A 14,558-nucleotide genomic window follows, 5' to 3' on the forward strand; every position below is an offset into this window, starting at 1 on the left:
GCATGAATGCAGTAATGGCCGACAACGGTACTTTCTACTACAATATACAAGGAATAGCGGAAGGTACAAGTTACAATATTATTTATCAGGACGGCGAAGACCGTGACTTTCAGCCCGAAATAGAGTCTTTACTCGCCGGTTTTGAAAAGTCTATGTCTGTATATGATGAGACATCCCTTATTTCCCGCATCAACAGGAATGAGAATGTAGAAACAGACTATTACTTCGAAACTATTTTTAACAGGGCTAAAGAGATAAGCCGGCAAACGGAAGGCGCATTCGATATTTCAGCCGAGCCATTATTCAGGGCCTGGGGCTTTAGCTCCCGCGAAAAAGACATCCCCGACAAAGAAAAGGTAGATGCCCTTAAAGAATATGTAGGGATGGATAAGATGAAGATAGAAAATAAGCGTGTTGTAAAATCGAATCCGAATATAGTATTAAATGCCAATGCCATAGCTAAAGGTTATTCAGCTGATATAGTCTCAGATTTTCTGGACGGGCACGGGTGCCTGAATTATCTGGTAGAAATAGGTGGTGAAATACGTATGAGAGGAGAGAATACGGCCGGGGAAGCATGGAGAATTGGAATAGACCGTCCGGCAGAAGACAATCCGATACCGGGGCAGGACTTGCAGCTTATCTTACAGATTACGGACAGAGGAGTAGCTACATCCGGTAATTACCGCCAGTTTTATATACAGGATGGACAAAAGGTTACACATACCATAAATCCGGCAACCGGTTATCCGGTAACTCACAATTTGCTGTCAACAACAGTTATAGCCAGAGACGCGATTACAGCCGATGCATTTGCGACGGCATTCCTGGTAGTGGGTATTGAAAAGGCATTGGAATGGGTACAGAAGTTTCCGGATCTGGATGCGCTTTTTATCTGCGATGAGGAGGGACAATACAAAATGTATCATACTCCCGGTATAAAGGAAAATCTTATCCCGGCATAAGTTGGCCGGGGTTTGAAACAGGGAATAGTTAAAAAAGAAATAAATATCCATATCATCCCGTCTAGTAGACATTATTTGTGTTATTTTTACTGATGAATGGAATATAGCCATATTTACATTAATATTTAAACTTAGAAAACATGAAAACACTTTTGTTTTTAGGAAACCTGGGGACAGGAGAAATCATCATCATAGCTATAGTCGTATTGTTACTTTTTGGTGGCCGTAAAATACCGGAACTAATGAAGGGTCTGGGTAAAGGGATCAAAAACTTCAAAGAGGGCGTAAAAGGCATTGAAGACGATATAGAAGGAAACGATACAACTAAAAAAGATTGAGATAGTACTTTTCTATGGAAGAGAACAATGAAGGAATGACCTTTTGGGATCATTTGGAGGAACTTCGATGGACTTTAATACGGTCTATCATCGCTTTATTTGTATTCGCAATAGTTGGGTTTGCTATTATGCCGTACATATACGATACATGGATAATGGGGCCTACGCGTGCCAACTTTGTCCTGTATAAGTATCTGTGCTATGTTACGTCGGCTGTACCTTTTCTGCCAGACTTCTGTGATGATACATTTCACATCAAGATTATAAATTATAATCTTACATCACAGTTCTTCAGGCATATGACCACATCATTCTGGCTGGCGCTGATACTTACATTCCCTTATCTTATATTTGAGATATGGAGATTTGTCAGCCCTGCTTTATATTCCAATGAGAAGAAAAGTATCCGGTGGGTATTCCTGTTCGGTACCATTATGTTTTTCATAGGATGCTCTGTCGGTTACTTTCTGGTATTCCCGATGACTTTCCGCTTCTTGTCCACTTATCAGCTGAGTGAGATGATAGAGAATACTATCTCGCTCGACTCGTATATGGATAACTTTCTGATGCTGATATTTATTATGGGAATTGTCTTTGAACTACCGCTTGTATCGTGGTTATTGTCTCAGTTGGGATTGTTGAACAGGTCCTTCTTTAAAAAGTTCAGGCGTCATGCTATAGTAGGCCTTCTGGTGCTGTCGGCTGTTATTACACCTTCGGGTGACCCATTCACATTATCGGTAGTCTTTATACCACTATATTTCCTGTTCGAGTTGAGCCGGTTTATGGTAAAACCGGCGCCTAAGGAGACGGATGACGACGAAGAAGAGGAAGAGGAGGAAGAAGAGGACGAGGATTCTCCACAATTGTCAATATAGAATAATATATATAATCTGATTATAGTTAAGCGCATGCCTGAATCTTAGGTATGCGCTTTCCATTTTCACCGGGTAGATTATGTGCCGAAAAAGGGTAATTTTTTTGAAAAAGTTTATCTATATATAGCTTTTAGCCGTTAGCTGTTAGCTTATGGTTCTTTGAAGTATTGATTAAAGCAGTTACGAGTTTGCCTCGCCTTCGCTTCGGCGAATGTTATTTCTTCGCCCTTTGGGCAGTTACGAGTTACAAGTAAACAAGATACGACATACAAGTTGTTAACTGATGACTGTTTACTGCTAACTGATATATTTGTCACTTTTGTTACTTTTTGGAAGAGAGTGTATCAAAAGTAATTTTTGCTTTCTGTTTACATACGCTACGTTCTTGTGACCGTTGGTTATCATGTTGAACGGAGTGAAACATCTCCTAAATCGAATGAGATCCTTCGTTCCACTCAGGATGACAGCAGAAAATAACAGAATAAAGCGGAGAACTTAACAGTCCTGCCCCGCTCGCGCAGACGTCACGTCTGTGTGCTGCGTAGCAAACATTTTTACCCTGTCAACAAGACACGGACTTGAAGTCCGCGCTAGCGGGGTTTCAGCGTCCCTAAGCGCCCGCTCGGTGGTATTCAGTGTAACGGAAAAATTGTCTCTTAGCCAGATGTTGTTAACAAAAGTAAAAATGACAGAATAAAAACAGTGAAAAATATGTCAGATGTGTCAGGTTTTAACTATTTATAGTTAATAAATGCAAATCATATTGGAGGGCATAACGGATGATTTTCGTGGATTTGCCCTGGTGCAGAAACCCTGAAATTTGGACGTCTTAATAAATGTCATTACCTTTGTATAAATTATTTATAACTATTTCATACGGAATGTCATGTAATTGTTTAGCATACATAGCGGGAGTCTTCCCGCATCTTTCAAGGCTGTAAAGTGAATTTACGGGCCTTGTCTGCTATTGTATTCTAAGAACTAAAAAACAATTACATTATGTTATCACAAAAATATGGACGTACATATCATTTTCCGTTCTCGCCCGGGACTACCAGCGATGACCGGATAAACCATACATACCGGGATGATATTCAACTGATAGAAACCCTTGTGCATACAGAGAAACTGGATGGAGAGAATAACTGTCTCAACCGGTTTGGAGTCTATGCCCGCTCACATGCGGCGCCCACCACTTCGCCCTGGACCTCCCGGATACGTGAACGCTGGGAATTTATGAAGCGAGACTTGGGCGACATAGAACTATTTGGGGAAAACCTGTATGCAATACACTCTATCGAATACAAGCGGATAGAGTCTTATTACTACGTGTTCGCAGTGCGTTGCCTCGACAAATGGCTGTCGTGGGAAGAAGTGAAATTCTATGCTGCCATATTCGATTTCCCTACTGTCCCTGAATTGGATATTGAGCAGGTAAAAGATTTATCGCACGATACACTCGAGCCGCAGGTATTGGCTTGGGCACAGCACCCGAGTGTATTCGGTTCTACCGATACGCAAACCGGCGAAGATTGTACGCGTGAAGGCGTTGTCACCCGTAATGCAGGAGAATACCCTGTCAGTGCCTTCTCTCGCAATGTATTCAAATATGTCCGTAAAGGGCATGTAAAAACAGGAGAACACTGGACCCGTAACTGGAAACGTGCATGTTTGGTTTGGGAAAGGCAAATAATTAACGAATAAAATATATGATTATGACTTGGAAGTTAACACAAAATAAAGACTGGCAATCACTCGAAAGACAATTTTCGTGGGTCGCTGATATGAAAAATGTGGTGCAACACAAAACTCACCATGCTGAAGGTAATGTAGCCATCCACACACAAATGGTACTGGACGAATTATTGAAAATGCCGCGGTATCAGACTTTGTCCGAACAGGAACAGGAGATATTGTGGGCGGCGGCTCTCATGCATGATATAGAGAAATGCTCCACTTCGCAGGATGAAGGCAATGGAAATATCTCTGCTAACGGGCATGCCCGGAGAGGAGAATATACTGCGCGAAATATTCTGTTCAAAGACATTCCGACTCCGTTCCACATTCGGGAGAAAGTCGTTTCACTGGTACGCTTTCACGGCTTGCCTTTATGGCTGATGGAAAAATTGGAACCGGCCAAAAAGATTCATGCTGTATCATTAAGGGCTAATACCCGCCATCTGAGAATGTTGGCCGAGGCTGATGCCCGCGGAAGAATATGTGAGGATGCAGGGGCGTTAATCGAGTCATTGGACTTATTTGAGATGTTTTGCAAAGATGAAGGCTGCTGGGACAAAGCCTTGGAATTTCCGACGGCAAGTGCCCGGTACGAATATTTCAATACGATAGACGGTTATATTGGTTATGTGCCGTACGATGACTTCAAATGTGAGGTTACTTTGCTATCAGGTTTGCCGGGGATGGGCAAAGACCATTATATACAATCACTTAAACCGGATATGCCGGTCATCAGCCTCGATGCTATCCGCCGGAAATATAAATACAGCCCTGCGGACAGGTCAGCGACCGGCCGGGTAGTACAGGAAGCAAAAGAACAGGCTCGTGTATATTTGCGTAAGAAACAGGATTTTGTATGGAATGCTACTAATATCACACGCCTGATGCGTCAGCAACTGGTCGATCTGTTCACTTTGTATGGGGCAAAAGTTAAAATAGTATATGTGGAAAAACCATATGATGTGTGGCGCAATCAGAACCGTAACAGAGAGTTTCAGTTGTCAGGAGATATACTGGACAAGATGTTGCAGAAGCTTGAAATACCACAACTGCCGGAAGCGCATGAAGTAGAGTATATAGTTGAAAAATAAACCTTTTAGAGAGGGTATATGTTTATAAATAAGATATTAATCTATTCAAAATATAAATTATGTATAAATTAATTTTAAGCTTGCTCGCAGCGGCCTTATTTTTAGGTTCTTGCGGCAGTTCTGAGAATATTCAGAAATTGACGGTGGCATCCAGCCAGGGTGATTGTGTGGGAGTAGCTCCAATGAAATGCCTTTTGGTAAAAAGAGATGGCCAGACAGAATGGGAGTTTTTTTATAGCAACATAGAAGGCTTTATTTATGAACCCGGATATGAATATGTACTGGAAGTAAAAGTTGAAGAAGTAGAGCATCCAGCAGCAGATCAGTCTTCGTTGAAGTATACTTTGGTAAAAGAAGTTTCCAAAGAACAGAAAACATCAGACAACCTGCCTGATATGCCTACCGGGGATGATTTACAGTCCGGACCTGTGGAGTAAATCAACATCTCTTTTATTACAGACTAAAGGACGGTTTTTTGTTTAACCGTCCTTTAGTCTGTAACTCATAAAAGGCTACAGGCTTTTGCATATAAATAAATGAATTCTGAATCGATAAAAAATAAAGTATCCTGCACTATGATTTCGAAATAAATATCTAATTTTGAAGCCATACATTTTTATTATCAACCGGGTCCTCTATGAAAAAACAGTTTTTACTAATCCTCTTGCTGGCAGTATATTTCAGCCTGTCGGCCAGTGTGTACACCCCCGATAAATTACTATATAATGGAAAAGAATACAGCATAGTGGACAGCAAATACCTATCTCATTTTTTTATCGACAAAGCAGATCACACCGAAATGACCCCCGATGGAGAGATCATACTCTCTACTGCGCCCAGACAAGGCTATATAGGCACATTCCGGATCGAAGACAATCAGCTTTATGTAACGGCAATACAAAAATATTATATGGAGGATCTGCAAATAAAAAGAGAGAATGCATACAGTTCGCTATTTCCAAACACAACCCGGGCAAAAGCAGATTGGGTATCGGGCCTTATGCTTGCGGGGGAAGTACCCGAAGGTGGTTTCAAGAACGGGGATTCTCCCAAAAACTATATACTTCTGGAAATTAAGGACGGGACTGTAATCAAGGAAATGAAACTAAGCAGGAAAGAACTGAATAACTTCAAGAAAAGGCAATACCGGTCTTTTAAAAATACAGAAGAATACCATACGGTTTTCGACCGCCTAAAAGCCGAAGCGCCTGATTATACCTCCGATAGATCGATAGATGAAACAATAGAGTTTTTCATATTGATGCATTCGTCCAGAATATTGACAGATTAACAAATCAAACTAAATTAATGCTTAATTGTTAAAAAATGAAGCCGGTTCTAAAAACTTTTGTCAAATCCTCATCTTTTTTAATCAAAAAGAAACTCTGTTTGCCAAAAAATGACTATATTTGCACGCAATAAATTTCAAAAGCTCTTTTATATATGTCTTTTATTGCAGATAAAGTAGTCATGGATGGATTGACATTCGACGATGTATTGTTGATCCCCGCTTATTCAGAAGTTCTCCCACGCGAAGTCGATCTCTCGACAAGTTTCTCACGCAATATCAAATTAAATATCCCAATCGTTTCGGCGGCTATGGACACAGTCACGGAAGCTAAACTGGCTATTGCCATCGCCCGCGAAGGAGGTATTGGCGTTATACATAAAAATATGTCGATCGAAGCCCAGGCCCAACAGGTAAGGTTCGTAAAACGTGCCGAAAACGGTATGATCTCGAATCCTGTAAGCATCCTTCGCGACAAAACGGTAGGCCAGGCACTGGCTATGATGGCAGAATTCAAAATCGGAGGTATCCCTGTTGTTGACACCAACAACTATCTTGTGGGTATCGTTACCAACCGCGACCTGCGCTTCCGCCGCGATATGAACCAGCTGATAGACGATGTGATGACCAAAGACAGGATTATCACTACACGCCAGAGCACCGATCTGGAAGCCGCGGCAGACATCCTTCAACAGCATAAAATAGAAAAACTGCCCGTAGTAGATTCTGAAAACAGATTGATCGGACTCATTACATACAAAGACATAACCAAAGCTAAAGATAAACCGTTTGCATGCAAAGACGAACACGGGCGTTTGCGTGTCGCTGCCGGAGTGGGCGTGACATATGATACACTGGACCGTGTAGCCGCTTTGGTCGAAGCAGGAGTAGACGCCATTGTTATAGATACAGCGCACGGTCACTCGAAAGGGGTAGCCGATATGCTGAAAAGAGTAAAAGCTGCTTATCCCGGCATAGATGTGGTAGTAGGTAACATCGCCACAGGCGAAGCTGCCAGATATCTGGTAGATGCAGGAGCCGATGCGGTGAAAGTAGGTATCGGACCGGGCTCTATCTGTACTACACGTGTAGTAGCGGGAATCGGAGTTCCGCAACTGTCAGCCATCTATGATGTCGCAAAATCGCTGAAAGGAACAGGTATTCCATTGATAGCCGACGGAGGCCTCCGCTACTCGGGAGATATAGTAAAGGCCCTGGCCGCAGGAGGTTATTCGGTAATGATGGGCTCATTACTTGCCGGAGTGGAAGAATCTCCCGGCGAAACTATCATATTCAACGGACGTAAATTCAAATCATATCGTGGAATGGGCTCTCTCGAAGCGATGGAAAAAGGCTCGAAAGACCGCTATTTCCAGGATATGGAGGCTGATATAAAGAAACTTGTACCCGAAGGTATCGCTGCCCGTGTACCGTTCAAAGGCTCATTGTTCGAAGTCGTTTACCAGATGACAGGCGGTTTGCGCGCAGGTATGGGATATTGCGGGGCAAATAATATAGAAACGCTCCATAACGCTAAGTTTACACGCATCACAAATGCCGGAGTAGCTGAAAGCCATCCACACGATGTGGCAATAACAAGTGAAGCGCCGAATTATAGCCGCGGAGAATAAATACGATCCGATCGCATAAATTCTGAAATAAATTAAGACTCTGTATGTTGATAAAAATATACAGAGTTTTTATTTTAGAATATTTTAAAACATTATGAGCCTATATTTCTTGTATCTTTGTGTCTGGTTTATTTTTACATAGCTTATTATATGATAAAAAAGCTTTCTTTATTAATCTTTGCGCTACTTGCTACGTTGTGTACATTTGCACAACAGGACGATACTGTCGTGTTCTCAATAGATGGGACACCCGTGTATAAGTCCGAGGTTGAATACGCCTACAAAAAAGGAAATGCCAATACCGAAACCAAACAGAACTTCGCCGACTTTGTAAACTCATATATAGATTTCAAACTGAATGTAGCAGAGGCCAGGGCCCAGCATCTCGATACAACGGCGTCTTTCCAGCGGCAGCTTTCATCCTACAGGTCGCAGATGGCTCATAAATATATGAATAATACCGGCTATGAGGATGAATATATAGAGAAGATATATAAGCGGATGCAGGAAAACGTAGAGATCAACCATGTCATGTTCCCATTCGACAATGAAGAAATAGTCCTCCCTGGCGATACTCTGAGGATATACAAGAAGGCGATGGAAGCCAGAGTCAAAATACTGAAAGACGGATTCGCCGGAGCGGAACCGAATACCCCGCGCTCGGGTACTGCATTCTATACCCGTGCTGAGTCTCGCAACGGATATATAGGCTGGGTATCACCTTTTATGTTTGCGGCCAAGGTGGAAGATGCCATATACAGCTTGCCAATAAACGAGGTAAGTATGCCTATACGCGCATCCAGAGGATACCATATTATACAGGTACTGAACCGGCGTCCTGCAATGGGAGCAGTAGAGATAGAGCAAGTAGTATTCAATTTTTCACATCTGCCTCCGTCGCAACAGCAGATAGACAGTGTGGGAAAGGTAGCGTGGAGAGAATATGAAAACATCAAGTCTCCGGCAGATTACCAGACCCTCTGTGACTTATTTTCCAAAGCCCATAAAATGGAGGCCAACGGATGCTACTTCGGCATTATAAGGCTGGACTCCAATTTGCCTATGGATTTTACTATGGCAGCTTTCAATCTCGAAAAAGCCGGTGATATAAGCAAGCCGGTGATGTCCAACTATGGTTACCATATCATAAGGTTATTACGGAAAATACCCACAGAAAGCCTTGATGTAATGAAAAATCAGTTGAGGGAAAAAATACTGAAAAGCGATAAAGTTCAGGCGCTTAGCGATGAGAAAAGACGCAGGCTGAAAAGTAACTTTAATGTTACAGTCAACAAAGAGGCCTTCTCCAGATTGTATGAAATCACAGAAACGGTATCACCGCGTGATTCTGTGTTCCTGAAGATGATAAAGAACGGTGACGATATCCTGTTCGGTATCGACGGGCAGAGGGCATATCCTGTCCGTGAATTTGCCAAGTATATCAGTTACAGGCAGAAAGAAAGGATAAAAGATACGGATGATATCTCAATTATGCAAGTAGAAGAAGCCTCTCCTTACAGTTTATCGTCGGATATACTCAACGAATATTTCGAAGGTTTTCAGGCAGTCCTGCTATCCGATTATGAAGAAGATACTCTGGACAAAAGATTCCCTGACTTTGCCCGTACAATGAATGAATTTTCCGACGGTCTGTTATATTATGACGTACAGAACAAAAATGTATGGGAACGTTCAAAAAACGACGCGGGCGGGCTAACAGCTTATTTTACTAAAAACAAGGCAAGGTACTCGCTGGATGGTCAGAAATATAAAGGTATGGTGGTATATGCCAAGAGTGAAGATATCCTGAAGAAAGCCGAAGCAGGCGCTAAAAAGGCAACTTCGCGCGAGGCTTTCATCAATGAGATAGATGGTACGCTGAACAAGGACTCTTTACAAGTCAAAATAGAGCCGGGAATATGGATAAAGGGAAGCAATCCATATGTAGACAATAAAATATACGGAGGAGTTGCCCCTGCTCCATTCAGAGGATATCCGTATTTCTTCGTAACCGGAAAGTTTATAAATGCCCCTGAGGATTATACTGATGTCCGTTATGCGGTAGAATTGGATTATCAGGAAAAACTGGAAAAAGACTGGATTACTTATCTCCGTAATAAGTACAAAGTAGATATTAATAAGCCGGCACTAAATTTGAAACAATGAAAAAGACCCTCATCTGTTTATATCTGTTTTTTACGGCTTTCATTGTGTTTTCTTGCAGTGGAAGCGGAACAACCGATGCTGACCGGGCATTGAATCCGATTGTCACTGTGGGAGACAAAACCCTCTATCAGGCCGAACTAGATGAAATGCTGCCCATGGGTTTATCTGCTGAAGACAGTATTGCAGCTGCCAAGTCTTATATAGACATGTGGATAAATGACCAACTGATATACAGTAAGGCTCTGCAAAATATCATAAACAAGAAGGACATAGACGAGTTGGTAGAAAACTACAAAAAGTCGCTGATAACAAGTTCATATCAGGAGCAACTGCTGAAAGAGCATTTTTCAAAATCCGTTACGGAGAATGAGCTTAAAACGTATTATGAACAAAATAAAGACAAATTTAAACTGGAAGACAATATCATCAAGGGCCTGTATCTGAAAATCCCCGCTAACTCAAAGCAATTAGCCAATTTTCAGAAGTGGTACAGGCAGGGAAACGATGCCGCGATAGAAAATATTGAAAAAAACACGTTGCAGAATGTGGTGGCTTATGAATATTTTTATGACAAATGGGTAGGACTGGCAGATGTCCTGGAAAATATGCCTCCGGCTGTCACCGATGAGAAAATATTCCTGCAAAGGAATAAAAATCTGGAATTGCGCGATTCTTCCTTCGTTTATCTATTGAATATCAGGGAATATGAACTGGCGGGAAGCGAGGCTCCATACGACTATGTAAAGGGACAACTGTCCGAAATGTATATGGAACAAAAGAAAGCCGATTATTTGCAGCAAGTGAAGAAAGACTTGTATGACAAAGCCGTTTCAGATGAAGAAATTAAGTTTTATAACAAATAGAATATAACTTCTTTTTTTACGTTAAGAGAAAAAGTAATACATTATCACTATATTTACGCGATTTTTTAATTGAACATACAAATGGTAAAACAGGCCGGAAAATTTATTTTATTAGCAATACTATTAAGTTCGGGGCTTTTGTGTAAGGCTCAGGATAATATTATCGACCAGATAATCTGGGTAGTAGGAGATGAGGCTATATTAAAGTCGGATGTGGAAAAAGCCCGGCAGATGATGCTGTCACGGGGCGAACGTATTGAAGGTGACCCATATTGCCTGATACCCGAACAACTGGCTGTACAAAAACTGTTTCTCGACCAGGCCAAGATAGACAGTATAGACGTACCTACGGCAGAAGTGTCCAGAGGAGTGACCCGTCAGGAAAACATGGTTATTGCCAATCTGGGTTCTAAAGAAAAAGTTGAAGAGTATCTCCAGGCTTCGATGAGCCAGTTGCGTGAAGAGTGGAGGGAAGAAATCCGGAATGGCTATCTGGTATCGGAAGTAAAGAAAAAGCTGGTAGGCAAAAAAAGCAGCCTGACCCCATCGGAAGTAAGAAGATATTACGCTCAATTACCTCAGGATAGCCTGCCATATATACCTACTACCGTAGAAGTTCAGATAATTACAAACGAGCCGATAGTTCCTTTGGCCGAAATAGATAAAGTAAAAGAACGCCTGAGGGATTTCACCAACAGGGTAAATGCGGGTGAAAGCTTCTCCACACTGGCAATTATGTATTCCGAAGACGGTTCTGCCCAAAACGGAGGTGAAACCGGATTCAGCGGACGGGCAAGCTGGGTTACGGAGTTTTCCAATATGGCATTTTCTCTTAATGATCCTAAAAAAGTATCCAATATAGTAGAAACCGAATACGGATTCCACATTATTCAACTGATAGAGCGCAGGGGTGACCTGATAAACGTGCGTCATATCCTGCTTCGCCCGAAAGTGCCGGAAGCGGAATTTGAAAAAGCAATCGCTAAGATGGATTCAATCACCAAAGATATAAAGCAAAACAAATTTACATTCGAAGACGCAACCGTACTGTCATTCGATAAAGACACCCGCAAAAACAACGGGTTGATGGTAAACCGCAAGGAAAGTACCAATTATGGCACCCCGCGCTTCCTGAAGGAAGAGCTTCCGCCGGCAGTAGCCATCGCCGTGGATAAATTGAAGGTAGGTGAGGTATCGGCACCGTTCAGAATGAAGACAGATAACGGTAAAGAAGTAGTAGCTATCGTAAAGCTCAGAAGCCGTACCGAGGGACACGTAGCTAATGTATCTGATGACTATCAGGCCCTGAAAGAAATAGTAGAATCTCATAAGCAAGAGGAAATACTTCGCAAATGGCTCCAAACTAAAATTAAGGATACATATGTCTTTATAGACGAAAATTGGCGGAATTGCGACTTCCAGTATTCGGGATGGCTCAAAGATGATACTGCCGGCAAGGTTAGATAAACCTGTATCAAGTAACTGTTTTATTGGTCTTCTCCCATGAGTTTTTGAGATAGATTCTACGCTCAAAAGAATACACACAGAGAGCCAAAGAAAGAAAATAGTTATATAAAAGATTATTTCGGTAAATTTTAAACAGTTACTAAATAAGACGTGTTTAATAAACTTATAAAATATGCGATGCAAAGGCATAGAATACCTCTGGTGAGTATTCTGTGCCTCATTGCCCTTTATGCTTCGGCCCAGTCCATGCTGTCGCCGCAGGTAAGGCCGGACATCACACAGGTGCCCAAAAAGCCGCAAGATCCTGTAAAACAAAAGCCGGCAACGAGTAAAGGTGGCGTCAAAGTAATTGAATTACGCAATTCGAAAAGGCTGATAAGACGGCCGGATTTCGAGCCGCAGGTACTAAAAGACAGTGTCATATTCTTCCACGACGGAGCTTACCTTTATTGCGACAGCGCTTATTACGATGAGAAGCAAAATTCATTCGAAGCTTTCAGCAATGTCCGTATGGAGCAAGGCGATACACTGTTCCTGAACGGAAGATATATGCATTATGACGGGAATACGAAGCTGGTGAAAGTCCGTGAAAATGTCAATCTCGAACATTCACCCAAAAGCAAAAGGAACCCGATAACATTGTTTACCGACAGTCTTAATTATGACCGGACTATGAATCTGGGTTATTATTTCGATGGCGGTATGCTTGTCGATTCTCTCAACGAATTGACCTCTTTCTGGGGGCAATACGAGCCTGATATCCGTATTGCTACATTCAAGGATAGCGTAATCTTGAAGAACCCGAATTTCACACTTTATTCGGACAAGCTGAAATACAATACGAACGAGAAAGTCGCTATATTCACCACGCCCACCGAAATAGTATCTGATAGCGGAGTCATATACACCAGCAACGGGTGGTACAATACGGAAACAGAAAGATCACTCCTTCTGGACCAGTCTACAGTAATGAATAAAGAAGGAAACCGTTATCTCAGGGGTGATTCCATTTTTTATTATAAGACATTGGGCTATGGCGAAGTATTCGGAAATATGTTTTTACAGGATACTGTAAAGAAAATAATCCTTATAGGCAATTACGGCTACTATAATGAACTGAACAATTCCGCATTAGCTACCGATTCTGCTTATTGCATCGAGTATTCACAAGGAGACAGCCTGTATATACATGCCGATACACTGAAATTACTGACAGTTATAGACAGCAGTTATATCCCTAAGATAAAACCTGTTGCAGTAGATTCTCTGATAAAACCCGAACCTCAGATCCTGGATTCTCTGGCAAGGGATTCTTTGCATATCATCGACCGTTTCCAAAACGATTCGGCGCGGGTAGATATGGGGCTTCCGGCGGATACTATGCCGCTTTATACGGTGTCTGCGCTACAACAGCCTGTAGATACTGCCAGGAAAGAGTTTCGTTTGATAAAAGCCTATTATGGGGTAAGATTCTACCGTTCCGATATGCAAGGCGTATGTGATTCCCTGCAGTTCAACTCGAAGGATTCCATCATCCACATGTACCGGGACCCTATATTGTGGAATACCAACAGGCAGCTGTCGGGTGACACGATAGATATATTCATGAATGACAGTACCATCGACCGGATGCATATAAAGCAGTATAGTTTCTCTATCGAAGAAAAAGACTCTATACACTTCAACCAGCTGAAAAGCCGTTCGATGAAGATTTTCTTCGAAAATAAGAAAGTAAAAAGAGTGTTGGCCGAAGGAAACGTAGAAACAATCGCCTATCCGGAAGAACGGGACGGCACACTAAACGGGGTCCTCAACTGGCTGGAAGGCAGTTATCTGCAGATTTTTATGAACGACGGGCAGTTCGAAAAGCTGGTAGTCTGGCCTAAGCCTGTAGGCAAAACAACGCCTTTCCATTTGGTAACCAATGAGCAATTGAGACTGAAGGACTTTTACTGGTACGATTATATAAGACCTTTGGACAAAGACGATATATTCCGGAAAGCACCGAAAAAAGCCGGGGATGTACGGCCTAAACGTCCGGCAGTCTTTGACAGGGAAGAATAATCCGGTTACAAGTCAGGTAGACAAGATACAAGTAATTTTGAAATCTTGAAATTCTAAATCTTGAAATACA

12 protein-coding genes are annotated in these 14,558 nt (G+C 42.0%); all 12 read left to right on the forward strand.

Going from position 1 to position 14,558, the window contains the following annotated elements; genetic code table 11:
• Positions 1-2 precede the first annotated feature (2 nt).
• The 12 genes from ACYQ3L_RS04750 (at position 3) to ACYQ3L_RS04805 (ending at position 14,488) form a co-directional block, all read left to right on the forward strand.
• On the forward strand, positions 3-965 hold the full coding sequence (locus ACYQ3L_RS04750) for an FAD:protein FMN transferase (protein ID WP_379994677.1): 963 nt from the start codon (positions 3-5) through the stop codon (positions 963-965).
• A gap of 140 nt (positions 966-1,105) precedes the next feature.
• Positions 1,106-1,303 carry a twin-arginine translocase TatA/TatE family subunit gene (tatA, locus tag ACYQ3L_RS04755; RefSeq protein ID WP_006799017.1) on the forward strand — a complete coding sequence of 66 codons (198 nt, stop codon included), beginning with the start codon at positions 1,106-1,108 and terminating at the stop codon, positions 1,301-1,303.
• A 14-nt stretch (positions 1,304-1,317) separates the two neighbouring features.
• Entirely contained in the window at positions 1,318-2,181 is an 864-nt protein-coding gene (tatC, locus tag ACYQ3L_RS04760; RefSeq protein ID WP_379994676.1) for a twin-arginine translocase subunit TatC, read from the forward strand.
• Positions 2,182-3,180: 999 nt separating this feature from the next.
• The gene (locus tag ACYQ3L_RS04765) at positions 3,181-3,885 is read left to right on the forward strand and encodes an RNA ligase family protein (protein ID WP_379994675.1); all 705 of its coding nucleotides are present in this window, start codon (positions 3,181-3,183) and stop codon (positions 3,883-3,885) included.
• Positions 3,886-3,896: 11 nt separating this feature from the next.
• Positions 3,897-5,009 carry an AAA family ATPase gene (locus tag ACYQ3L_RS04770; RefSeq protein ID WP_379994673.1) on the forward strand — a complete coding sequence of 371 codons (1,113 nt, stop codon included), beginning with the start codon at positions 3,897-3,899 and terminating at the stop codon, positions 5,007-5,009.
• A gap of 59 nt (positions 5,010-5,068) precedes the next feature.
• A complete protein-coding gene (locus tag ACYQ3L_RS04775) occupies positions 5,069-5,446 on the forward strand; it encodes a DUF4377 domain-containing protein (protein ID WP_379994672.1) in 378 nt (125 codons plus the stop codon).
• Positions 5,447-5,646: 200 nt separating this feature from the next.
• Positions 5,647-6,300 (forward strand): hypothetical protein, encoded by a 654-nt coding sequence (locus ACYQ3L_RS04780; RefSeq protein WP_379994671.1) that lies wholly within the window; start codon positions 5,647-5,649, stop codon positions 6,298-6,300.
• Between the two features lie 152 nt (positions 6,301-6,452).
• Positions 6,453-7,928 carry an IMP dehydrogenase gene (guaB, locus tag ACYQ3L_RS04785; protein WP_379994670.1) on the forward strand — a complete coding sequence of 492 codons (1,476 nt, stop codon included), beginning with the start codon at positions 6,453-6,455 and terminating at the stop codon, positions 7,926-7,928.
• 150 nt (positions 7,929-8,078) lie between these two features.
• Positions 8,079-10,094: a peptidylprolyl isomerase gene (locus ACYQ3L_RS04790; protein ID WP_379994669.1), complete on the forward strand. Its 2,016-nt coding sequence runs from the start codon at positions 8,079-8,081 to the stop codon at positions 10,092-10,094.
• Positions 10,091-10,957, forward strand: coding sequence for a peptidylprolyl isomerase (locus tag ACYQ3L_RS04795; RefSeq protein ID WP_379994667.1), 867 nt, complete (start codon positions 10,091-10,093; stop codon positions 10,955-10,957). Before ACYQ3L_RS04790 ends, ACYQ3L_RS04795 begins: the two co-directional genes overlap by 4 nt.
• 81 nt (positions 10,958-11,038) lie before the next feature.
• Positions 11,039-12,424 carry a peptidylprolyl isomerase gene (locus tag ACYQ3L_RS04800; RefSeq protein ID WP_379994665.1) on the forward strand — a complete coding sequence of 462 codons (1,386 nt, stop codon included), beginning with the start codon at positions 11,039-11,041 and terminating at the stop codon, positions 12,422-12,424.
• Positions 12,425-12,601: 177 nt separating this feature from the next.
• Positions 12,602-14,488, forward strand: a complete 1,887-nt coding sequence (locus ACYQ3L_RS04805) for an OstA-like protein (RefSeq protein WP_379994663.1) — start codon at positions 12,602-12,604, stop codon at positions 14,486-14,488.
• Positions 14,489-14,558 lie beyond the last annotated feature (70 nt).

The organism is Dysgonomonas termitidis (genome assembly GCF_054657735.1).